The sequence below is a fragment of the Pseudomonas sp. NPDC087346 genome, assembly GCF_044744235.1.
Classification (GTDB): domain Bacteria; phylum Pseudomonadota; class Gammaproteobacteria; order Pseudomonadales; family Pseudomonadaceae; genus Aquipseudomonas.
Window position 1 is genome coordinate 81020 of record NZ_JBIUXX010000016.1, and the last position, 23268, is coordinate 104287.

Below are 23268 nucleotides of genomic sequence, written 5' to 3' on the forward strand. Positions count from 1 at the left end.
GTGCTCCAGCACCGCGGCCAGGACGCTGCCGGTATCGTGACCAGCCATGATGGCCGGTTGTTCCTGCGCAAGGACAATGGCCTGGTGCGTGACGTGTTCCAACAACGTCATATGCAGCGCCTGGTCGGCCATATGGGTATCGGTCATGTCCGTTACCCGACTGCGGGCAGCTCGACTTCGGCCGAGGCTCAGCCGTTTTACGTCAACTCGCCGTACGGCATCACGTTGGCGCACAACGGCAACCTGACCAATGTTGAACAGCTGGCCAAGGAGATTTACGAATCCGACCTGCGTCACGTCAACACCAACTCCGATTCGGAAGTGTTGCTCAACGTGTTCGCTCACGAGCTGGCCCAGCGCGGCAAGCTCCAGCCAACCGAAGAAGACGTGTTCGCCGCTGTCACCGACGTGCACAACCGTTGCGTCGGTGGTTATGCAGTGGTTGCGATGGTCACCGGTTACGGCATCGTCGGTTTCCGTGACCCGCACGGCATCCGTCCAATCGTGTTCGGTCAGCGTCACACCGACGAAGGCGTCGAATACATGATCGCCTCCGAAAGCGTTTCGCTGGACGTGCTCGGTTTCACCCTGATCCGCGATCTGGCCCCGGGCGAAGCGGTCTACATCACTGAAGATGGCAAGCTGCACACCCGTCAGTGCGCGAACAACCCGTCGCTGACCCCGTGCATCTTCGAGCACGTTTACCTGGCGCGTCCGGATTCGATCATCGACGGCGTTTCGGTTTACAAGGCGCGTCTGCGCATGGGCGAGAAACTGGCGGAGAAAATCCTCCGTGAGCGTCCTGAGCACGACATCGACGTGGTCATCCCGATTCCGGACACCAGCCGCACCGCTGCGCTGGAACTGGCCAACCATCTGGGCGTGAAATTCCGCGAAGGTTTCGTCAAGAACCGCTACATCGGCCGTACCTTCATCATGCCGGGTCAGGCTGCACGCAAGAAGTCGGTGCGTCAGAAGCTCAACGCCATCGAGCTGGAATTCCGCGGCAAGAACGTGATGCTGGTCGACGACTCGATCGTGCGCGGCACCACGTGCAAGCAGATCATCCAGATGGCCCGTGAAGCCGGCGCGAAAAACGTCTACTTCTGCTCGGCGGCTCCGGCTGTTCGCTTCCCGAACGTTTACGGCATCGACATGCCAAGCGCTCACGAACTGATCGCGCACAATCGTTCGACTCAGGACGTGGCTGATCTGATCGGCGCTGACTGGCTGATCTATCAGGATCTGCCTGACTTGATCGAAGCGGTCGGCGGCGGCAAGATCAAGATCGAGAACTTCGATTGCGCGGTGTTCGACGGCAAGTACGTCACCGGCGACGTCGACGAGGCTTACCTGAACAAGATCGAACAGGCACGCAACGATGCCTCGAAGGTCAAGACCCAGGCGGTCAGTGCGATCATCGATCTGTACAACAACTGAGTTTCTACCGGCCCTGAGGGGCCGGTTTTGTATCTATCTTTCAAGAACAGGGCAAGGAGTGACAGCATGAGTCAGGAATGGGATGCCGGTCGACTGGACAGCGACCTTGAAGGCGTAGCGTTCGATACCCTGGCCGTACGTGCCGGTCAGCACCGTACGCCGGAAGGCGAACACGGTGATCCGATGTTCTTCACTTCCAGCTACGTGTTCCGCACCGCTGCCGACGCGGCTGCGCGGTTTGCCGGGGAAGTGCCGGGCAACGTTTACTCGCGTTACACCAATCCGACCGTGCGTGCGTTCGAAGAGCGTATTGCCGCGCTGGAAAGCGCCGAGCAAGCCGTTGCCACCGCCACCGGCATGGCTGCGATCATGGCTGTGGTGATGAGCCTGTGTAGCGCTGGCGATCACGTGCTGGTATCGCGCAGCGTGTTCGGTTCGACCATCAGCCTGTTCGAGAAGTACTTCAAGCGTTTTGGCATCGAAGTCGATTACGTTCCGCTGGCAGAGTTGCCGGCCTGGGATGCGGCGATCAAGTCGAACACCAAACTGCTTTTCGTCGAGTCGCCGTCCAATCCACTGGCCGAGTTGGTCGATATCGCCGCTCTGGCCGAGATCGCTCACGCCAAGGGCGCGATGCTGGTCGTCGATAACTGCTTCTGCACGCCTGCCTTGCAGCAGCCGTTGAAGCTCGGCGCAGACATCGTCGTGCACTCGGCCACCAAGTTCATCGACGGCCAGGGCCGCTGCATGGGCGGTGTGGTTGCCGGTCGCAGCGAGCAGATGAAAGAAGTTGTCGGTTTCCTGCGTACCGCTGGCCCAACCTTGAGCCCGTTCAATGCGTGGATCTTCCTCAAAGGTCTGGAAACCCTGAGCCTGCGGATGAAGGCGCACTGCGCCAACGCCCAGCAACTGGCCGAATGGCTGGAGCAGCAGGACGGGATCGAGAAGGTGCATTACGCCGGTCTCAAGAGTCATCCGCAGCACGAGCTGGCCCAGCGTCAGCAGAAGGGTTTCGGTGCGGTTGTGAGCTTCGAGGTCAAGGGCGGCAAAGAAGGCGCGTGGCGCTTTATCGATGCAACCCGGCTGATTTCGATCACCGCCAACCTCGGTGACAGCAAAACCACCATCACGCATCCGAGCACCACTTCCCACGGCCGTCTGGCGCCGCAGGAGCGTGAAGCGGCAGGCATTCGTGACAGTCTGATCCGCGTTGCGGTCGGTCTGGAAGATGTCGCTGACCTGCAAGCGGATCTGGCGCGCGGTCTGGCGGCGTTGTGATTGAGTTGTCCACTCCCGGCACCGGCACCCATGGCCGCGTTGCGCTGGTCACGGGTGCCGCGCGCGGCATCGGTCTGGGAATCGCGGCGTGGCTGATCAGCGAAGGCTGGCAGGTGGTGCTGACGGATCTGGATCGAGTGCGCGGCTCGAAAGTGGCGAAGGTGCTGGGCGAAAACGCCTGGTTCATCGCCATGGATGTCGCGGATGAGGGGCAGGTTGCGCTGGGCGTCGCTGAAGTGCTGGGGCAGTTTGGTCGCCTCGATGCGCTGGTGTGCAACGCGGCGATAGCTGCGCCGCACAACACGACGCTGGAAAGCCTTGATCTGGCTTACTGGAATCGGGTGCTGGCGGTGAATCTCGGCGGGCCGATGCTGTTGGCCAAGCATTGCGCGCCGTACCTGCGTGCGCACAACGGGGCGATCGTCAATCTGGCCTCGACCCGTGCTGCGCAGTCGGAACCCGACACCGAAGCTTATGCGGCGAGCAAGGGCGGCCTGTTGGCGCTGACTCATGCACTGGCGATCAGCCTGGGGCCGGAAATCCGCGTCAACGCTGTCAGTCCCGGCTGGATCGATGCGCGTGATCCCTCTGTGCGTCGTGCCGAGCCATTGGCCGATGCCGATCATGCGCAGCATCCGGCGGGCAGGGTAGGGACTGTGGAGGACGTCGCAGCGATGGTGGCGTGGCTGTTGTCGCGCAACGCCGGGTTTGTCACCGGGCAGGAATTCGTTGTTGACGGTGGCATGACCAAGAAGATGATCTACTCGGATTGACACGATTTCGTCTTTTTTAGAAAAACTTCAATCCTGCTATTGACTTAGGTTCGCTACCTGCGTAAATTTCGCGGCCTCGGAGATGCAAACGGGTGATTAGCTCAGCTGGGAGAGCGTCTGCCTTACAAGCAGAATGTCGGCGGTTCGATCCCGTCATCACCCACCACTTCCGAGAAACTTGCGTAAGCAAGAGGGTAGGCTGAAATGCCTCCACCGACGCGCAGCGGTAGTTCAGTCGGTTAGAATACCGGCCTGTCACGCCGGGGGTCGCGGGTTCGAGTCCCGTCCGCTGCGCCATATCTGTTTCAAGGACCACTGAACGCCTTGAAACACCGAAAGAAGCCGTTGGCTTGTTCGGATCCGATAGCAAAGACCCTGGTCGAAAGACCGGGGTTTTTTGTGTCTGAAATTTGACCTTTCCCCATTTTCCTCTCCAAACCCGATCCTTGTAGGAGCTGCGGCACGCTGCGATCTGTTGATCTTGGTTTTGATTTTTTAAGATCAACAGATCGCAGCGTGCCGCAGCTCCTACAGGGGTGAGGATGTTCAGCGAGCTGCTGCGGTGTCACGCCGCATTGAATTTTTTTGATTCTTTAGTCAGATATTTGTAACTGGTTGTTTGCCGCGAGCGCAGAAACCTTTAAAGTTAACCTTTCGGTCAGCTTTGCACTGTCATTACGGCTCTTGGCTTCGTCAACAAGGGCTTCTGCAAGACTCGAGATTTCCAGCAAATAACCAGAAGGGCGGACGTATAACCGCCCAGAGGATGATCCATGTCCAACCGTGAAATATCCCGGCGTTCGTTCCTTCAGGGCGGGCTGGTCGCTGGTGTGAGCGTTACGCTCACGCCGCTCAGCACTCAGGCACTGGCTGCCTTGATGGAAAACAGCGTGACCGTGCCGTCCGAGAAGTGGCTTGGCCACAACGGCAAGGCACGTCAGCGTAACGATGCCTTGTCGAAAGTCTGCGGCAGCAAGGTTTTTGCCCGCGACATCCGTTCCAAGGACATGCCGGGCTGGCCTGAGCAACAGGGCCACGCCATGTTGCTGAAAACCATCAAGGCTGACCGCATCTATGACGGCTACGACCTGTCGTGGCTAGGCGCCGACTTGCAGCCTGATCGCATCGTCACTGCTGCTGACCTGGACAAGGACGGTATCGTCTTCCCTGAGGAACATGCCCCGGACCCGTTGCTGCCGGAAGGCAAAGTGCCGATGTTCATCGGTCACCCGGTAGCGATCCTGATCTGGAATGACTTCGAGCGTTTCCGTCAGGCCAAGAACAAACTCAAATTCAATGACAAAGCGATTCGTTACGGCGCCCAAGTGCCGTTCTACGAAGGCGATCCGTACGGCAGCTTCCGCTACGTACGTGTGGGTGGCGCGACCTCGGCGGACGAAGACGAATTCGCCAGCCTCAAGGATTCGATCCTGTTCCCGATGCTGAAAAACCGTCGCCCGGTGTGGAATTCCCAGCCAAACCTGCACGGCAACCTGACCGAGCGCGGGCTGTTCTACGCCGACCGCATGAAGAAAGAAATCGATACGCCGCCAGACAACTGGCTGGTGTTCGACGAGCGCTACAAGACCCCGTCGATCGAACCGGCCGCGATGGAGCCGGACAACGGCAACGGTTGGTACGACCCGGCCACCAAGACCCTGCATTTCGTGGTTGCCACGCAGTGCCCGCTGGAAGCTGCGACCGAGACCGCGAAGATGATCGCGCCGTCGCGTTTTGGCCTGGCCAATCTGAACATGCACCCGGGCTACACCGTCGGTTACGGTTCCAAAGACCACAACATTTTCGTTTACTACGCGGCCCTGGCTGCGCTGTACGGCGCGGGTGTGCCGGTGCGTCTGGCCAACGACCGCTACGAGCAGTTCCAGAGCGGCATCAAGCGTCACCCGTTCGACATTCGCTATCAGTTGGCGGTGGACAAGAACGATTACAGCTTCAAGATTTTCCGCGCCGAAATGAGCGTCGATGGTGGCGGGCGGATCAACTACAGCCCGTCGGTTGCAGCCGTTGGCGCTACCGCGGCGCAGTCGATCTACTACATGCCGCAGAACGACTTGCAAGTCACCGCGTATCACTCGCGCGGTGTTGAAGCGGGTTCGATGCGCGGTTACGGCACGCTGCAGAGCATGGCCTCCACCGAAATGATGGTCGATGAAATCGCCAATCGTCTTGGTGTCGATGCCATCGACCTGCGTCGCAAAAACGCGCTGCGTTCGGGGATGAAAAACACCCAGGGCGCGATCCCGGCCGGTGCTCTGCGCCTGCACGAGATTCTCGACAAGGCTGCGGTCCACGAAGTCTGGAAAAACCGCGACGCGATCAAGAAGCAGCGCGAAGCGGCAGACCCGGATAACTGGTACGGCGTCGGTTTTGCCATCTGCCAGAAAGACTTCGGCACCGGTTCCGAAGCGCCGATGGCCAGTATCGAATTCACTGCCGAAGGTCGCATCACATTGCGCCACATCGGCATCGAAATCGGCACCGGCATGTCCACCTCGCAAGCTTTGGTTGTTGCTGACTTCCTCGGCAGCCCGGCGCACGAAGTGAAGACTGGCGAGACCGAATGGAAGGAAATGCAGCTGATCACCGGCGGCAATCCTTACATCATGAGCCAGGCCGAACAGGACAACTTCCTGCGTAACCCGCGCTGGGTCGGGAAACTGGCCTCGGCCTCGTCGGCGACCAACTCGGCTTACTACTTCAGCCACGCGACTCGCGAAGCGGCGCGCGTGCTGTTCAACAACGGCTTGTGGCCGGCGGCGATGGAGATCTGGCGTCAGGGCCCGTTCGGCGGTCAGGCCAACCCTTACGTGGTACGTCGCGAAGATGCGCATTGGGTGGACGGCAAGCTAACTGCCAACGGCATGCAGCCGCTGACGTTTGAAGAGCTGGCCAAACACGCTCACGAGCGTGGTCTGGTAACCGCTGCTACCGTGCATGGCTTCAACCGCTGGAGCTGGGCCGAGGCCGAGTACAGCATCGACGGCGTACGCGAGCGTCTGCCGCTCGACGGCCTGGCGGTGAAGTACGGCGACGGCGCGCCGAAGGCGAAAAAAGCGCTAATGACCACTGCTGGTTTCCACTTGCTGGATCGTCAGAACATCGCCTATCCGCCAACTCAGTTGAACAACGCGGCGGTGACTTACTACAGCCCGGTGGCGACGCTGGTCGAGCTGAAGGTCAACAAAGGTTCGGCAGAAGTTCAGGTGCTTAACCACCACTCGTGGGTCGAGTGCGGTCGGGTGTTGGTCGAAGAACTGGTCAAGGGCCAGCTCGAAGGCGGGATTGCCATGGGCATCGGTCATGCGTTGATGGAAGAGATGCCGCTGTACGAAGGTGGACCGGGGGAGGGTGACTGGAACTTCAACCGTTATCGCCTGCCGATGGCGCGTCACGTTGCGGTGTGGAGGCAGACGTCGGAGATTCTGCCTGCATTGTCGCCAAGCGATCCGTCCAAAGGCATCGCCGAAGTGGTGATGATCCCGATTGTCGGTGCCATCGGTAACGCCGTGGCGCACGCCATCGGTAAACGTGTTCGCGACCTGCCTATCACTTCTGCACGCATCAAGGAGGCCCTCAATGGCTAACCGTCCGCTTCAACTGACCCTCAACGGTCAATCCGTCGGCCCGGTGGACATCCCTGATGACCTGCCGATGATCGACTATTTGCACGAATACAAAAACCTCACCGGTTCGCGCCTCGGCTGCGGCCAAGGCATTTGCCACGCTTGCGTGGTGATCGTCGATAACCCGGACGGCACCAGCGAAGAAGTGCGCACCTGCATCACCGGCGCGCATTACTTCGAAGGTAAAAAAGTCCGCACCATCGAAAGCCACGCCAAGCGCGACGAGAGCGGCCAGGTGACTGAGCTGAATCCGATCCAGCAGCGTTTCGTCGACGAATTCGCCTTCCAGTGCAGCTACTGCGCGCCGGGCTTCGTCAACGCTGCGACGGTGTTGGTGGAGAAGCTGCAACGCCAGCCCATCGTCCAGAGCAAGCTGGAACAAGTCATCGAGGACAGCCTCGGTCATCACGTCTGCCGTTGCACCGGGTACGTGCGTTATTACAACGCCACCCGCAACGTGCTGACCGATCTCGGCCTGGTCAAGGAGGGTTAAGCATGAAGCTTTTACTGACCCGCCTGACCCTCGCGGTCGGGCTGGCTGCACCGGTGCTGTTCGCGCACGCTGATGATCAGGTCAAGCGCGGCGAATACCTTGCCCGTGCCGCCGACTGCATGGCTTGCCACACCGCACCGGGTGGCGCGCCATACGCTGGCGGCCTGCCGATCGTGTCGCCGTTTGGCACGATCTACGGCACCAACATCACCCCGAGCAAAGAGCACGGCATCGGTCTGTACAACGATGACGAGTTCTTCGCAGCGCTCACCGAAGGCAAGCGTCGCGATGGTGCGAACCTGTATCCGGCGATGCCGTACACCTCGTATCACCTGATGCCGCGCGCGGATTCGGATGCGATTCACGCATACCTGAAAACCGTCGAGCCCATCGAGCGTGCTGCGCCGGTCACCAGTCTGAGCTTTCCGTTCAACGTGCGTCTGGGTCTGATGGGCTGGAACATGATGTATGGCAAAGACGTAAAGCTGGAGCCAGCCGAAGGCAAAAGCGAAGCCTGGAAACGCGGCCAGTACATGGTCGATGTTCTCGGTCACTGCGGCGAATGTCACACCCCTCGCGGCCTGCCGGGCGCGATGGAGCAGGACAAACGCCTGACTGGCGGCATCCTCAACGGCTATCTGGCGCCAAGTCTGCTGGCCACCGATCTGGCCGCTCGCGGCTGGAATCATCAGGATCTGAGCACCTTCCTCAAGCACGGCATGAGTGCGCAAGGGACGATGTTCAACGAGATGTTCCCGGTGTTCCACAACAGCACACAGGGCTTGAATGATCCGGATCTGGCGGCGATGGCGACTTTCCTGCTCGGCGACAAACCGCCAGCCGCAAAAGAACTGACCGAGGTGCCGCTGGACAAACTCAGCGCCAGTGCCCAACGTGGCCATCAGGAATATTTGAACGTCTGCGCCGGTTGTCACGCAGTCGGTGGCGAAGGTAAGCCGCATATCGCGGTGGCCATGCGCGGCAACACCACTTTGCGCCTGGAAGATCCGCGCAATCTGGTGCGAGTGATCGAGGACGGTATCGGCGAGCAGAAATTCGCCGGGTTCGAACACATGCAGCCGATGCCGGGTTTTGCCGACAAGCTAAGTCCTGAGCAACTGACCGATCTGCTGAATTACCTGCGTCAGGGTTGGGGTGGTCAATCGGCTGAACTGGCGGTTGGCGACGTGCAGAAGCTGCAAGCTGACGCACCTTCCGTCGAGCACAAGGCGCACTGACATGCAGCATCTCGATCTGCAAGTGGTCCGACGGGCGCTTGAGTGGTCAGCGGCAGGGCAGCGCATCTGGCTCTGCACCGTGCTGACGACTTACGGCTCGGCGCCGCGCGCGCCGGGTTCGCTGCTGGCAGTGAACGACGGCGGTCAGTGGATCGGATCGCTGTCTGGCGGTTGCGTCGAGGAGGACTTTCTCGAGCGTGTCGCCGAGGGCGCGTTTCTCGATGCGGTCAACGTGGTGCGTTACGGCGAAGGTGACGATCCGCGTTCGCGGGTCAGCCTGCCGTGTGGCGGCATCCTCGACGTACTGGTTGAGAAACTTGACGCCGATTGCGATGTGCAAGCGCATCTGCGCGAGCTGGAATCGGCGTTGCTCGGCCAGCGCCGCTTGATTCGTGAGGTCGATCTGGCCAGCGGTGCGCGTAGTCTGTTTGCTGATCGCGAACAGGGTGCGCGCATCGAGCGTGAGATTGATCGGGTGCGGATTCGCGTCGGCGCGGCACAGCGTTTGTTGCTGGCGGGCTACTCAAGCGTGGCTCAGGCTTGCGCCGAGTTTGCGGTCGGTCTCGGCTTCGAAGTGATTCTCTGCGATCCCCGTGATGAAGTGCTGGAAGGCGTGGTGCTGGATGGCGTGGAAATTCGTCGGCAATTGCCGTCGGTGTTCATCGCTGACGGCGGTTGCCATCGCGATACCGCAGTGGTGGCGCTGACGCACGATCCGCGTATCGACGATCTGGCGATGATGGAGGCGGTGCGGACCGAGGCGTTTTACATCGGTGTCATGGGGTCGCAGCAGACTTCGCATAAGCGCTTTGAGCGTTTGCGCAGGATTGGTGGTTTGGGGGAGGGGGATCTGGCGCGGATTCATGCGCCAATCGGTCTGAACCTTGGCAGCAAGACTCCGGCGGAAATTGCTTTGGCGGTGTTGGCCGATATCCTGCGGATTCGTAGCGGCATATCCCGCGATCAGCTCTAGATCTGATTTACACAAAACTCTGTGGTGAGGGGATTTATCCCCGTTGGACTGCGCAGCAGACCCCTGCTATCGAAGAGGGGGCGCTTCGCACCCCAGCGGGGATAAATCCCCTCGCCACAGGTGTTTTGCAGTCATGGGGTTCGGTCAGACCCCAAACTTGTCCCGCAACCCGTAATACCAAGCCCCCAGCGCCGCAAACGGCGTGCGCAACAATTGCCCGCCCGGGAATGGATAATGCGGCAAGTCAGCGAACGCATCAAAACGCTCAGCCTGCCCACGCAACGCCTCGGCCAATACCTTGCCGGCCAGATGCGTGTACGTCACGCCATGGCCGCTGCAACCCTGAGAGTAATAGATGTTGTCGCCGAGTCGTCCAACCTGCGGCAAACGCGACAGCGTCAGCAGGAAATTTCCGGTCCAGGCGTAATCAATCTTCACATCCTTGAGTTGCGGGAAGGCCTTGAGCATTTTCGGGCGAATGATCGCTTCAATGTTCGCCGGATCGCGTGCGCCATACACCACGCCACCGCCGAAGATCAGGCGCTTGTCGCCCGTCAGGCGGTAGTAATCGAGCAGATAGTTGCAGTCTTCGACGCAGTAGTCTTGTGGCAACAAAGTCTTCGCCAGTTCATCGCCCAAAGGTGCAGTGGTGATCACCTGCGTGCCGCATGGCATCGATTTGGCCGCCAGTTCCGGCACCAGATTGCCGAGGTAGGCGTTGCCTGCAACGATAATGAACTTGGCCCTGACCTTGCCCTGCGGCGTATGCACCACCGGGTTGGCACCGCGCTCGATGCGCACCGCTGGCGATTGCTCATAGATGGCGCCGCCGAGGGACTCCACCGCAGCGGCTTCACCAAGGGCGAGGTTCAGCGGATGGATATGCCCGCCGCTCATGTCGAGCATGCCGCCGACATACTGATCGCAAGCGACGACTTCGCGGATGCGGCTTTGATCCATCAGCTCCAGTTGAGTGTGGCCGAAGCGCTCCCACAAACGCTTTTGCGATTCCAGATGGCCCATCTGTTTGGCCGAAACCGCAGCGAACACGCCGCCGTCCTTCAGGTCGCACTGGATGTTGTACCTGGCAACCCGCTCACGAATGATCCGGCCACCTTCGAACGCCATTTGCCCGAGCAACTGCGCCTGCTTCGGCCCGACAATGCGTTCGATGACATCGATGTCGCGGCTATAGCTGTTAACAATCTGGCCACCATTGCGCCCGGAAGCGCCGAAGCCAACCTTGGCCGCTTCCAGCACGGTGACGCGAAAACCGTTCTCCAGCAGAAACAGCGCAGACGACAGCCCGGTATACCCGGCGCCGATCACACAGACGTCCGTCTCCACATCATCCTGCAAGGCCGGACGTGGCGGTACGGCATTGGCCGACGCAGCGTAATAAGACTCTGGGTAAGGGGTGTTCGCCATCCTGCAGCCTCTGTTTAATATATTTTACGAGTGCGCCGATCCTACCCCAGTTGAAAAACCACCGCCAGCCACCGGAAAAATCTTCTCCGCCGACCCGAAATTAAATATTTTGCATATTCATAGGGTTAGGTGAAAAAAAGGTGTTGACACCCCTCCGGAATTCCGTAGAATGCCGCCTCACAGCAGGCACGTAGCTCAGTTGGTTAGAGCACCACCTTGACATGGTGGGGGTCGTTGGTTCGAGTCCAATCGCGCCTACCAAACAAAATCCGCTCTGCTGGGCGGTCTAGAAGGGCTCACCGAAAGGTGGGCCCTTTTTTGTTGTCTGCGATTTGCAAAACTCTTGGGGCTGCCGCTTGAGATGTACTGGATAAGCTTTGAACCCGCCATTGAGCGGGTTTTGTTATTTCTGGTTAGAGGAAATATCCAAGGCAGGCATGCAAGTATTCAGCGGTGCGACCATTGGAAATGGATTTTGCATAGGGTGCAGCGATTTGTGCCTCCATGCGATGTGCTTAAAATAGACCCGTAAAAAACATTGCCAGATTCACCCCAATACCAAGCACGACCCAGGCAAAGGCAATCATCACTTCAAATGGTTTTCGTGTCGGGGTAACTGCGGCGAGTAACGCACCGATGAGCGCGCCAGGGAAGCTGAAGAGGTAAAACAACCAGGCCATGGACTCCGTCGCCCAGATATCGAACAGGTACAAATACAACGCCATCGCTATGCCTATTCCGCCTAACGCTTTTCGCGATGCTCTGAATAGCATCGCTGCGCCAAGCACTGCGGCTTGGGGTAGCCAATAAGCCGCGAAGTTTTCCAGGAAGTATTCGTCTTTTCGGGTTATCCAGATTGCGACAGCCAAGCCTGGCGCGATGCCCAAGACTGCTGTGGAGATGCGGGCGGGTTGTGGGGTGCTGTGTTCTGTAGATCTCATTCCATGTGACCTTTAATAGGGGGGAGTGCTTGCGGCGATTACCCGGGATTGGAAAACATGCGTCGAGGCGCAGCGTTCATCGCCCGCTATAGATGTGGTTAAGCAGTACCAACTCAAATACAGCGACCATCACACAGAACATGACGAATCCCCGTGTGAAGACTCTGCGAGGTTTGCTGTAAGGTTCATAGTTGGCGAGGGCATCAATAAGCCTGGAAAACAGTTCAAGTAGCTCCATGAAAATCTGCGTTTGCTCCGTCGATTCACTCGCCCTTCAATTTGGCCGTGGGCTAGCTTGAACCTCTCGATACGGCGTCACAACCCCGCGATTGTCACTTTCGCTACCTGCGCGATTTCACACCGTTTCGTACCGTTATTTCACCACTCGTCGCCTTCTTCCTTAAAAATAGTGTGGATATTGAATGGCTTACATCTATTTTTAACCAGCCAGTTATCAAAAATACATTGTTACAAGTCGTATGATTCAGTAATATTCGCTCCGCGTTCACCACCACGGTTTATGCATTTTTAAATCCCAAGCTTCCATCAGCTGCTTGGGATTTTTTTTGCCCGCGATTTAGCGCTGGCTCTCCAAATCGCTCGCTCATCATCTTCTCTGTTCATTGAAGCAGGGCGAATCCGTTGCTTTTCGACTACTACTGTCTGGCCGGTACTTAACTGTGTCTGATGGAGGTGCGTCGATGCTTGCACACTGGTTTCTTGCGGCGGTTCATCTATTGGCTTTTGCCCTGGGCTTCTGGGCTGTCTTGACGCGTGGTACGGCGTTCAGCCAGCTCGCAGCCGGGACGGGCGAAGTGAGGCGGGTATTGCTTGCCGATAATTTCTGGGGGATTTGTGCGCTGATCCTGCTGGTCACAGGTGGGATGCGTGCCTTTGGCGGGTACGAAAAGGGCGCTGACTACTATCTGCATCAGCCGCTGTTCCATCTGAAGATGACGCTATTCGTGTTAATCCTGGTGATGGAGCTTGCCCCGATGATCACCCTGATCAAGTGGCGCATCGCAAAGGCGCGTGGTGCTGGCCTCGATATCGGGCGCGCGAAGCTGTTTGCCCGGATCAGTCATCTCGAGGCGCTGCTGCTGGTGCTCATGGTGATCGCAGCCACAGGCATGGCTCGCGGAGTGACATTTGGTTAGGACGGCATAATTCCCTGCGCACTATCGGAAATGTCCGACAGTCAGCCCGGTAAATGGCAGGTAGTATCGGCTGCAACAAGGGGGATGAAGTGGGTTGGGCGGAGTGGATCGAGGGGAGTGCATGGCAGGCGCCGTGACCCGCAGCGGAACGCGGATGGCAATACGGCGCTTGAATCTTTAGCCAGTCATTGCGTGGGGCAACCGAACTGGCTACTGACTGCAACAGGATTCAGGGAGTTTGTGGCTTGTCCGGGGCGGTCAGGCCGGCCTGAATGCGCTGATAGATTTCTTCACGGTGCACTGCAACGTTTTTCGGAGCGTTGATGCCGATGCGAACTTGCTGGCCGCTAACGCCCAGAATGGTGATGGTGATGTCATCACCGATGTTTATGCTTTCACCGACTTTGCGGGTGAGTATCAGCATGGTCTTCTCCTTGATTGCTTTGTAGGGCACCTGATTCAGACAGTGCAGAGGTCGGTGGTACGTATAGATTAGTGCGAAGTCTCACGGTTTGGGTGCCTCTTTCTGACGCGCAGATGTGGCATTAATTCCCAGGGCGTAACTATACAGAGGCTGCAATCATCAATCTCGTTGTTTTGTGCCCATTTTGCGGGCCTCGCGAAGTATTTATGAATGTTAAGATCGCCGCTTTGAAAATTCAGAGGGACGCGTTGTGCGCAAATTGGTCTGGTTGGTCGCGGCACTGGCATTGGCAGGTTGTGGTGAAGGCAAGAGTGTAGACGCGCCGAAGCCGAAAACGGTAGTCGCGACTGCTCCTGCGGCGGCTTCTGCTCCGCAGTGGGATCTTGAGGTGCGCGGTGAAACGCCTCAGGCTGTCAGTGACTTGAGCGGCTGGTTGATTGAGCATGCTTTCGTTCCGACCGTCATCAAGGACAGTAGCGGTAAAACCCGTATTTTGATTGGCCCGTTCAACACCAAGGCCGAGGCCGAAGCTCGGCAGGTGCAGGTGGACGCAGCGTTGGTGAAGGCCAAGAAGCAAAATATCGAGTCGGTGGTGCTCGAGCACCCTATAGCGCCGTAAACACACTCTCGGCGGAGCAACCTAAAGGTCATCGGATGCGATTCGTCTTATACGAGTCAATCACGATTTCTTGAAGGAGCTCCGCATGGCGTCCGCCACTCCCTACAAGCTCTTCAGTGCAGTTCTGCACCGTAAAACTCTTCTGAGCCCGCATCTCATGCGGATCACGCTCGCCGATCCGGCGATTGGCGGCATGGCGACCTGGGCGCCGGATCAGCGAGTGAAGCTGTTTTTTCCTGCCGCTGACGGCTCGCCTGCCAGGCTTTCACAAGGAGAGGGTTGGTATGCGCGTTTTCGCGCGATGCTCGGTGATCGGCGCCCGGCAATGCGCACTTACACAATCCGTCATCTGCGTGCCAAGCAAGGCGAAGTGGACATTGATTTTGTTCTGCACGGCGAAACCGGTCCTGCCTCGCGTTGGGCTTTGCGGGCAGAGGTAGGAGAGTCGATGCAAATCCTCGCTCCTGACAGCGCATTCACTGCGCAGGAGGCGGGCGGATTTGAATGGAAGCCACCACAAAATCTCAGTCAGGTTTTGTTGGTTGCCGATTCGACGGCGTTGCCAGCGGCCATGGGCATTCTGGATGAGTTAGCCGCACTCGCCGAGCCACCACAAACCCAGGCATTTTTCGAAGTGGACAGCGCGCAAGACATGCTGGCTGTGCCCGATTGGCCCGGACTTTCGGTGCAGTGGTTGATTCGCGATCAGACGAGTGCGGCGGTTGCCGGTTCATTGATGGTGGAGTCAGTGCGTCAGGCAGTGTTGCCCGCGAGTGCTTCGTCAGTCGGGCAAGCAGTCGAGCTGGCAGATGTCGATATCGACAAGGATATTCTCTGGGACATAGCCGGTACCGCCACAGAAGGATTTTACGGCTGGATCGCCGGAGAAAGTGCAGCCGTCATGAGTCTGCGCAAATACCTGATCAAGGAATGCGGCATCCCTCGCGAGTCACTCAATCTGATGGGCTACTGGCGTTACAACAAGGCCGGAAGCTAGTCACAAAAAAGGCCTCGAACATCACGTTCGAGGCCTTTTCTTTTGCGCGATCAATCAGCCGCAGGCTTTCAGATTAACCGGGCCGACGAACTCGTTACCGCGCCCCATCACGCACGCCACGCTCTGATTGCGCTGGCGTTCCCAGTCTTGCACCGGGTAGGTCTTGTTCCACGCTTCGTAAAGCTGTTGATCCTGCTTCGACAAGCGCAAGCCGTACTGCTTGCTCATGTAGAAGTAGGTGCGTGCGATCATGCCGCGAATCGAAGGGCGGGGCATGACCTTCTTGGCCTTGAAGTCGACCTGGGTCAGACACGATCCATACTGGCCGGATTGCACGGGTAGCCATCCGTAACTGAAGTTGCTGCGGTCGCCGTTCACCTCGCCAATACTTGGCACCAGGTTGTGCAGATCGGCTTCGGCCTTCTGGTAACTCGGGTCATAGCGCGTGCAATTCTTGCGTCCGCCGTTCTGCCAGCATTGGCGTTGATGGCCGAACTGCCAAGCGGGAACAATGTGCTCCCACTCGATGCGCGAAGCGCGTTTGGCATTTTTGCGCGGCACATAACCACATGCCGCCAGATCGACTTTGTTGCCGGTGTATTTGCACCCGCAATAAAACTCGGTGGACTGGGGTGCGTAAAGTTTCCAGGCGACCTTCTTGGCTTCGGTGAACGTACGGGGCGCACCCGCTTGCGCGCCCATCGCGATAAACAGCAATAGCAAAGCAAAACAGCGAACAATCATTGAATCAATCTTCCTTCGGCACAACCCAAAAAATCTGCACGCCGCCATCGTCGCGATAGGCGAGGGTGACGTTATCGTTCTCGTCGATTTCCTCAAGCAGTTGCTCCCACTCGTCCATCGGCTCGTCAGGCAGCCGAAAGATCAGTGCTGCCTTGGCTTTTTGTGCGGTGGGGGAATTGATGATTTTTTGAACGCGAATACCCATGCGTTCATAAGCGTCAGGAGCATCAGGGGAGGTGGCCACGAGGTTATCCTTATTAAGCTGTACGTGCATACAGTATTTAACTGTAGGCATTTTCGCAACTGCTTAAAATTCAAGAAGATCTCTCTGACAGTGATTTTCCGGTTTTGGTGTAGGGCTGATCGATTTATTTGTGAGAAAAATGCGCGGGAGGCGTAAGCGTCTCGCGATTCGCCGCAGAGACGAATCGCGGGAAGAGTGCCCGGCCGGGAAATGGCCGGGCGAAGGTCAATCAGTATTCCCAGAACATCCGTTGCAGCTCTTTGCTGTCGTTGGTTTTGGTCAGGGCGACCATTGCCAGGATGCGGGCTTTTTGCGGATTCAGGTCGTGTGCCACAACCCAGTCGTACTTGTCGTCCGGCTGTTCGGCGTTACGCAGAACGAAACCACCGGCATTGACGTGGGAAGAACGAATGATCTGCACGCCGTCCTTGCGCAGGGCTTGCAGGGTCGGAACCACGCGGGAAGACACCGAGCCATTGCCGGTACCGGCATGGATGATGGCTTTGGCGCCGGACTGGGCCAGGGCTTTGTAGGCAGTGTCGCTGACGTTACCGTAGGAATAGGCGATTTCTACGTCAGGAAGGCTCTTGATGTTCTTGATGTCGAATTCCGAATCCATGGTGTGACGCTTGGCTGGCAAGCGGAACCAATAGGATTTGCCTTCAACAACCATGCCCAGCGGGCCCCAGGCACTTTTAAACGCCTCGGTCTTGATGTTGATCATTTTGCTGACGTCGCGACCGGACTGGATTTCATCGTTCATGGTCACCAGGACGCCTTTGCCGCGAGCATCTTTGCTGCTGGCGACGGCTACGGCGTTGTACAGGTTGAGCATGCCGTCTGCCGACATGGCGGTGCCCGGACGCATGGAGCCGACAACGATGATCGGCTTGTCGGTTTTCTCGACCAGGTTCAGGAAGTAGGCGGTTTCTTCCAGAGTGTCGGTGCCGTGGGTGATCACGATGCCATCGACGTCTTTGCTGTCGGCCAGTTCGGCTACACGACGACCCAGTTGCAGCAGGTTGTCGTTGGTGATGCTTTCCGAGGCGATCTGCATGACTTGTTCGCCACGCACGTTTGCCAGTTTGCTCAGCTCGGGAATGCCGGCGATCAATTGATCGATACCGACTTTGGCTGCCTGATAAGTAGCGCTGTTGGCCGCGCTGGCGCCGGCGCCGGCAATCGTGCCGCCGGTGGCAAGTACCACGACGTTAGCCAGCTTGTTCTGGGTTTCGACTTCTTTTGCCTGAAGGGCGGTGGGCAGGAGCATGAGAAGGGCCAAAGCGCCGGGAACCAAAGTGTTGAAAGCAGATTTCATTATTTTTCTCTCTAGTAGTGAGACGGTGCTGATGCAGGTTCATCTAGATGCGTCCCGGGCTGATCTGAATGCTCGGGTGCAAGGAGAAGAGCAGGATCTGTACCATCCGTACTGTGCTTGAGAAAAATGTTTAACTTTATGATTTATATCAGTATTTAAACGATTCGTTGATCTGGCTGTGTAACCCCGTGTCCGGTTTACCGAATAGTTTTGGCTTCTGTGTTCGGCTCACCGAAAGACATCACGTTCTTGATCTGCGCAACCTTGCGAGCGCAGACCTTGCACGGCTAAAGAAACGGATCAGCCGGCCGATGCGGTTTCAAGGAATCTATTTTTTCAGGAGTTACACATGTCGATGACAATCGGTTTTGAGAATCCCGGCCGCATCACCATCGCCGGCAAGACGCCGGCGACTATTCATGCCTTGAACGATGCCGCAGAAGAGGCTTCGACCGACGCGTTGGGCGTGGATGACGGCAAGGTTCGCACCGGTGGCGGTCCTGTACAGAACGACAACAAAGCTGAAGAAAGTGGCGGCAATCAAAGCGTCACCGTGAAGATGCTGCTAAAACGTATGGCAGAACTGCAAAAGCAGCTTCAAGAACAGCAACAACAACTGGCGGCCGCGCAAGCCGCGAGCTACCCGACGCCTGAGGCCAAGGAAACTGCTGTCATGTCTGTTCAGGGTCAGATCGCCGAAACCAGCGGTGCGTTGGCAGAGGTTGCGGGTGCCTTGGTCAAAGAGATGAGTAAAGGTACCGGCAGTGGCGGGTTGGTTAATACCACGGCCTGATATTGCGCAAGCGCGGTTAAGCGTCCTACAGCAAATACAGATTTCCAGACGTTGACAAATCTCTGCAGGGTTCGCATAGTTCGGTCTACGCAAACGTTTGCGCGACGACTTCGCTGATGTATTCCATCAGCGCAAGGTCACCAGGCTTACGTCGGCGCAAGCGTTGCTCACAATAATCATAAGATCGGAGTGAACCCATGAAGCTGCCATTTGCTGGACGTCTTCTTGCTGTCGCTATGCTGGCTGCTGCCGCCGCCGCACTACCTGTCTCTTCGGCATTCGCCGAGTCCCCGGAAAAACCCAAAGTCGCGCTGGTCATGAAATCCCTGGCCAACGAATTCTTCCTGACCATGGAAGACGGCGCCAAGGCCTACCAGAAAGAACACTCTGCCGATTTCGACCTGATCTCCAACGGTATCAAAGACGAAACCGATACTGCCGGTCAGACGCGCATCGTCGAGCAAATGATTCTGGCGAAGGTCAATGCGCTGGTTATCGCGCCATCTGATTCCAAGGCTATGGTGCCGGTGATCAAGAAAGCCGTCGATGCCGGTATCACCGTGATCAACATCGACAACCAGCTCGATCCGGAAATCATCAAAAGCAAAAACATCTCTGTGCCATTCGTAGGTCCGGACAACCGTAAAGGTGCGCGTCTGGTCGGTGAGTATCTGGCCAAGCAGCTGAAGGCCGGTGATGAAGTCGGCATCATCGAAGGCGTGTCCACTACCACCAACGCTCAGGCGCGTACCGCTGGCTTCAAGGATGCAATGGAGGCAGCCAATATCAAGGTTGTCTCGCTGCAATCCGGTCAGTGGGAAATGGACGGTGGCAACAAGGTTGCAGCGGCAATCCTCAGCGAATACCCGGATGTCAAAGCGCTGCTGGCCGGTAACGACAACATGGCCCTGGGCGCTGTTTCCGCAGTACGTGCTGCCGGCAAGGCAGGCCAGGTGAAAGTCGTCGGTTACGACAACATCAATGCCATCAAACCAATGCTCAAAGACGGTCGCGTGTTGGCGACTGCTGACCAGTTTGCTGCCAAGCAAGCGGTGTTCGGTATCGAGACTGCGCTGAAAATCATCAAGGGCGAGAAAGTCGATAGCGGTGCCAACGGTGTGATCGAAACGCCTGTCGAGCTGGTCACCAAGTAAGTCTTCTGGCGACACAATGGCGCTCGTCCGTCCGGGCGAGCGCATGGAGAGTTTTTATGTCAGTTTCCGCCCCGAACGCTGTCCTCTCGGTCAGCGGTATCGGTAAGACCTATGCGCAACCGGTGCTCACAGGCATCGATTTGACGCTGATGCGCGGTGAAGTGCTGGCTTTGACCGGTGAGAATGGCGCCGGCAAAAGCACCCTGTCGAAGATCATCGGAGGTCTGGTAACCCCGACCACCGGCCAGATGCAGTTCCAGGGCAAGGAATATCGCCCCGGCAGCCGTACCCAGGCTGAAGATTTGGGCGTGCGCATGGTCATGCAAGAACTCAATCTGCTGCCGACGCTGTCGGTCGCGGAAAACCTGTTTCTCGACAACTTGCCTAGCAATGGCGGCTGGATCAGTCGCAAGCAATTGCGCAAGGCAGCTATTGAAGCCATGGCTCAGGTCGGGCTGGATGCCATCGACCCCGACACGCTGGTCGGCGAGTTGGGCATCGGCCATCAGCAGATGGTCGAGATTGCGCGCAATCTGATCGGCGATTGCCATGTGCTGATCCTCGACGAGCCCACCGCGATGCTCACCGCTCGTGAAGTCGAAATGCTCTTTGAGCAGATCACCCGGCTACAAGCGCGTGGCGTTTCGATCATCTACATTTCCCATCGCCTCGAAGAACTGGCGCGAGTCGCACAGCGTATTGCCGTGCTGCGTGACGGCAATCTGGTGTGTGTCGAGCCGATGGCCAACTACAACAGTGAGCAACTGGTCACGTTGATGGTCGGTCGCGAACTCGGCGAGCACATCGATATGGGGGTGCGCAAGATTGGCGCCCCGGCGCTGACGGTCAAGGGGCTGGGTCGCTCCGACAAGGTGCGCGATGTTTCCTTCGAAGTCCGTGCGGGCGAGATTTTCGGTATCTCTGGACTGATCGGGGCAGGGCGCACAGAACTGTTGCGATTGATTTTCGGCGCTGATCTGGCCGACACCGGCACCGTGGCACTCGGCTCACCGGCCCAGGTGGTGAGCATTCGTTCGCCGGTCGATGCCGTGCGCAATGGCATTGCGTTGATCACCGAAGACCGCAAGGGCGAAGGCCTGCTGCTCAGTCAGTCGATCAGCGCCAATATTGCGCTGGGCAACATGCCGGAAATTTCCAGTGGCGGGATCGTCAACAACGGCGACGAAATTTCGTTGGCGCAGCGACAGATCGACGCCATGCGTATTCGCAGTTCGAGTCCGACACAACTTGTGTCCGAACTCTCCGGTGGCAATCAGCAGAAAGTGGTGATCGGCCGATGGCTGGAGCGCGACTGTTCAGTGTTGCTGTTCGACGAGCCGACTCGCGGCATCGACGTCGGTGCAAAATTCGACATTTATAACTTGCTCGGTGAATTGACTCGCCAGGGCAAAGCGCTGGTGGTGGTCTCCAGTGACCTGCGTGAGCTGATGCTGATCTGCGACCGGATCGGCGTGCTGTCTGCGGGGCGCCTGATCGACACCTTCGAGCGCGATAGCTGGACCCAGGATGAATTGCTTGCCGCCGCATTCGCCGGCTATCAAAAACGTGATGCGTTGCTCAATGAAGCGGCGCCTAGGGATCTCCCATGAAAACTGCATCTTCCGCCGGCAAACGTGGTGGCAACTTTTACGGTCTGGGCACTTACCTGGGACTGGCCGGCGCGTTGCTGGCGATGATTGCGCTGTTCTCGATCATGAGCAGCCATTTTCTGTCCTATAACACCTTCAGTACCCTGGCCAACCAGATCCCTGATCTGATGGTGTTGGCGGTCGGTATGACCTTCGTGCTGATCATTGGCGGGATCGATCTGTCGGTCGGTTCGGTGCTGGCGCTCGCCGCTTCGACGGTCAGCGTGGCAATTCTCGGTTGGGGCTGGGGTGTTTTGCCATCGGCATTACTGGGCATGGCCGTAGCTGCATTAGCCGGCACTGTCACAGGTTCGATCACTGTAGCGTGGCGGATTCCGTCGTTTATCGTGTCGCTGGGCGTGCTGGAAATGGCTCGTGGTCTGGCGTACCAGATGACCGGTTCGCGCACTGCTTATATAGGTGATTCGTTCGCCTGGCTGTCCAACCCGATCGCCTTCGGTATTTCGCCTTCGTTCATCATTGCCTTGCTGGTGATTTTCATCGCACAGGCAGTGCTGACCCGTACCGTATTCGGCCGTTACCTGATCGGCATCGGCACCAACGAAGAGGCAGTACGACTGGCGGGGATCAATCCCAAGCCTTACAAGATTCTGGTGTTCAGCCTGATGGGCTTGCTGGCCGGGGTCGCGGCACTGTTCCAGATTTCGCGTCTGGAGGCGGCTGATCCGAATGCCGGTTCCGGCCTTGAGCTGCAAGTCATCGCGGCCGTGGTTATCGGCGGCACCAGCCTGATGGGCGGTCGCGGTTCGGTGATCAGTACCTTCTTCGGCGTCCTGATCATTTCGGTGCTGGCGGCTGGTCTGGCGCAGATCGGCGCAAGCGAACCGACCAAACGCATCATCACCGGTGCGGTGATCGTGATTGCGGTGGTGCTCGATACTTACCGTAGTCAACGCGCAAGTCGCCGGGGCTGAACCATGGCAACGATCAAGGATGTGGCAGCGCTCGCGGGGATTTCCTACACGACGGTGTCGCATGTTGTGAACAAGACGCGCCCGGTCAGCCTGGAAGTGCGACTGAAAGTCGAGGCGGCGATCAAAAGTCTCGATTACGTGCCGAGTGCTGTGGCTCGATCTTTAAAGGCCAAAACCACTGCGACTATCGGTCTGCTGGTGCCCAACAGCCTCAACCCGTACTTCGCCGAACTGGCGCGGGGGATCGAGGATTACTGCGAGCGTAATGGCTACTGCGTGATTCTCTGCAACTCCGACGACAATCCGGAAAAACAGCGAAGCTATCTGCGGGTGCTGCTGGAAAAGCGTATCGACGGCTTGATCGTCGCGTCTGCCGGTGGTGACAGCAGCCTGGCGCAAGGGCTGGCCGGGGTTAAGACGCCGATGGTTATCGTCGACCGGGGTCTGGAAGGCGTCAATGCGGATCTGGTGCGCATCGATCACGAATACGGCGCGTACCTCGCCACCCGGCATCTGCTGGAACTTGGTCATCGAGACATCGCCACCATTGGCGGCCCTGCGAGTACCAGTGTGGCGCAAATGCGTCTGGCTGGTTTTTGCCGGGCGCTGAGCGAGGCGGGCATTGAAGTGCCGCTTGAACGCATGCTGGAAAGTGACTTCACCAGTACCGGCGGTTACAACGCGGCGGCGATTTTGCTGGAAAAAAATCCGCCGAGTGCGATCTTCGCCGGTAACGACATGATCGGCATCGGTGTGTTGCGCGCCGCCGCTGAGCGCAACATGCGCGTGCCGGCGGAGCTGTCGGTCATCGGCTTCGATGATATCCAGATGAGTCGTTACGTTTACCCTGCGCTGACCACGGTCGGCCAGTCGATCCTGCAACTGGGCGAGATGGCTGCCGAAGTGCTGCTGCGAAGGATTGCCACCCCGAGTCTGGCCACCGATCAACGGATCGTGACCCCCAGTATTGTCCTGCGAGAGTCGACTGCGCCGCTGTCCGGCGTGTTCACTGAATACCGCTGAAAC

General features: G+C 58.0%; 21 protein-coding genes and 3 tRNA genes. 18 read left to right on the forward strand and 6 right to left on the reverse strand.

What is annotated here, in order from left to right:
• The 9 genes from purF to ACIOZM_RS12610 form a co-directional block, all read left to right on the forward strand.
• A partial coding sequence (gene purF / locus ACIOZM_RS12570) for an amidophosphoribosyltransferase (RefSeq protein WP_401213949.1) occupies positions 1-1440 on the forward strand: 1440 nt, incomplete at its 5' end.
• 66 nt (positions 1441-1506) lie between these two features.
• Complete coding sequence (locus tag ACIOZM_RS12575; protein WP_401213952.1) at positions 1507-2718, forward strand: O-succinylhomoserine sulfhydrylase; 1212 nt, start codon at positions 1507-1509, stop codon at positions 2716-2718.
• The gene (locus ACIOZM_RS12580; protein ID WP_401213955.1) at positions 2715-3491 is read left to right on the forward strand and encodes an SDR family oxidoreductase; all 777 of its coding nucleotides are present in this window, start codon (positions 2715-2717) and stop codon (positions 3489-3491) included. The genes ACIOZM_RS12575 and ACIOZM_RS12580 overlap by 4 nt, the downstream gene beginning before the upstream one ends.
• A gap of 90 nt (positions 3492-3581) precedes the next feature.
• Positions 3582-3657, forward strand: a tRNA-Val gene (locus ACIOZM_RS12585).
• 54 nt (positions 3658-3711) lie between these two features.
• Positions 3712-3788: transfer RNA gene (locus ACIOZM_RS12590), tRNA-Asp, on the forward strand.
• A gap of 476 nt (positions 3789-4264) precedes the next feature.
• Positions 4265-7096, forward strand: a complete 2832-nt coding sequence (locus tag ACIOZM_RS12595; protein WP_401213958.1) for a xanthine dehydrogenase family protein molybdopterin-binding subunit — start codon at positions 4265-4267, stop codon at positions 7094-7096.
• Positions 7089-7628, forward strand: a complete 540-nt coding sequence (locus ACIOZM_RS12600) for a (2Fe-2S)-binding protein (protein WP_102901229.1) — start codon at positions 7089-7091, stop codon at positions 7626-7628. The genes ACIOZM_RS12595 and ACIOZM_RS12600 overlap by 8 nt, the downstream gene beginning before the upstream one ends.
• 2 nt (positions 7629-7630) lie before the next feature.
• Positions 7631-8866, forward strand: a complete 1236-nt coding sequence (locus tag ACIOZM_RS12605; protein WP_401213962.1) for a c-type cytochrome — start codon at positions 7631-7633, stop codon at positions 8864-8866.
• Between the two features lies 1 nt (position 8867).
• A complete protein-coding gene (locus ACIOZM_RS12610) occupies positions 8868-9839 on the forward strand; it encodes an XdhC family protein (RefSeq protein WP_401213965.1) in 972 nt (323 codons plus the stop codon).
• A 144-nt stretch (positions 9840-9983) separates the two neighbouring features.
• On the opposite strand, the gene ACIOZM_RS12615 is transcribed toward ACIOZM_RS12610, so the two are convergent.
• Positions 9984-11267 carry an NAD(P)/FAD-dependent oxidoreductase gene (locus ACIOZM_RS12615; protein ID WP_401213967.1) on the reverse strand — a complete coding sequence of 428 codons (1284 nt, stop codon included), beginning with the start codon at positions 11265-11267 and terminating at the stop codon, positions 9984-9986.
• Positions 11268-11451: 184 nt separating this feature from the next.
• Here ACIOZM_RS12615 and ACIOZM_RS12620 point away from each other — a divergent pair.
• Positions 11452-11528 (forward strand) — tRNA-Val (locus tag ACIOZM_RS12620).
• Between the two features lie 254 nt (positions 11529-11782).
• Here ACIOZM_RS12620 and ACIOZM_RS12625 read toward each other — a convergent pair.
• Positions 11783-12208 (reverse strand): hypothetical protein, encoded by a 426-nt coding sequence (locus ACIOZM_RS12625; RefSeq protein ID WP_401213970.1) that lies wholly within the window; start codon positions 12206-12208, stop codon positions 11783-11785.
• A 701-nt stretch (positions 12209-12909) separates the two neighbouring features.
• On the opposite strand from ACIOZM_RS12625, the gene ACIOZM_RS12630 reads away from it, so the two are divergent.
• Positions 12910-13365: a DUF2214 family protein gene (locus tag ACIOZM_RS12630; RefSeq protein WP_401213973.1), complete on the forward strand. Its 456-nt coding sequence runs from the start codon at positions 12910-12912 to the stop codon at positions 13363-13365.
• Between the two features lie 229 nt (positions 13366-13594).
• On the opposite strand, the gene csrA is transcribed toward ACIOZM_RS12630, so the two are convergent.
• Positions 13595-13789 (reverse strand): carbon storage regulator CsrA, encoded by a 195-nt coding sequence (gene csrA / locus ACIOZM_RS12635; protein ID WP_003179932.1) that lies wholly within the window; start codon positions 13787-13789, stop codon positions 13595-13597.
• 250 nt (positions 13790-14039) lie between these two features.
• Between csrA and ACIOZM_RS12640 the strand changes: the two genes are divergently transcribed.
• Positions 14040-14408: an SPOR domain-containing protein gene (locus ACIOZM_RS12640; protein ID WP_401213975.1), complete on the forward strand. Its 369-nt coding sequence runs from the start codon at positions 14040-14042 to the stop codon at positions 14406-14408.
• An 85-nt stretch (positions 14409-14493) separates the two neighbouring features.
• Complete coding sequence (locus ACIOZM_RS12645) at positions 14494-15405, forward strand: siderophore-interacting protein (protein WP_401213977.1); 912 nt, start codon at positions 14494-14496, stop codon at positions 15403-15405.
• Between the two features lie 54 nt (positions 15406-15459).
• Here the strand turns inward: ACIOZM_RS12645 and ACIOZM_RS12650 are convergent, their stop codons facing one another.
• The 3 genes from ACIOZM_RS12650 to ACIOZM_RS12660 all read right to left on the reverse strand — a co-directional run bounded on the left by ACIOZM_RS12650 (position 15460) and on the right by ACIOZM_RS12660 (position 17711).
• Entirely contained in the window at positions 15460-16149 is a 690-nt protein-coding gene (locus ACIOZM_RS12650) for an endonuclease (protein WP_401213979.1), read from the reverse strand.
• 4 nt (positions 16150-16153) lie between these two features.
• On the reverse strand, positions 16154-16423 hold the full coding sequence (locus tag ACIOZM_RS12655; protein ID WP_401214041.1) for a DUF1654 domain-containing protein: 270 nt from the start codon (positions 16421-16423) through the stop codon (positions 16154-16156).
• A 199-nt stretch (positions 16424-16622) separates the two neighbouring features.
• A complete protein-coding gene (locus ACIOZM_RS12660; protein WP_401213982.1) occupies positions 16623-17711 on the reverse strand; it encodes an asparaginase in 1089 nt (362 codons plus the stop codon).
• A 349-nt stretch (positions 17712-18060) separates the two neighbouring features.
• On the opposite strand from ACIOZM_RS12660, the gene ACIOZM_RS12665 reads away from it, so the two are divergent.
• From ACIOZM_RS12665 to ACIOZM_RS12685, 5 genes are all read left to right on the forward strand, one after another.
• Entirely contained in the window at positions 18061-18504 is a 444-nt protein-coding gene (locus ACIOZM_RS12665; protein WP_401213985.1) for a hypothetical protein, read from the forward strand.
• Between the two features lie 197 nt (positions 18505-18701).
• Complete coding sequence (locus ACIOZM_RS12670) at positions 18702-19658, forward strand: sugar ABC transporter substrate-binding protein (protein ID WP_401213988.1); 957 nt, start codon at positions 18702-18704, stop codon at positions 19656-19658.
• Positions 19659-19714: 56 nt separating this feature from the next.
• Entirely contained in the window at positions 19715-21268 is a 1554-nt protein-coding gene (locus tag ACIOZM_RS12675) for a sugar ABC transporter ATP-binding protein (protein ID WP_401213991.1), read from the forward strand.
• Entirely contained in the window at positions 21265-22242 is a 978-nt protein-coding gene (locus ACIOZM_RS12680) for an ABC transporter permease (protein WP_401213994.1), read from the forward strand. Before ACIOZM_RS12675 ends, ACIOZM_RS12680 begins: the two co-directional genes overlap by 4 nt.
• A 3-nt stretch (positions 22243-22245) precedes the next feature.
• Positions 22246-23265 carry a LacI family DNA-binding transcriptional regulator gene (locus tag ACIOZM_RS12685; RefSeq protein WP_401213997.1) on the forward strand — a complete coding sequence of 340 codons (1020 nt, stop codon included), beginning with the start codon at positions 22246-22248 and terminating at the stop codon, positions 23263-23265.
• The last annotated feature ends 3 nt before the right edge of the window (positions 23266-23268 follow it).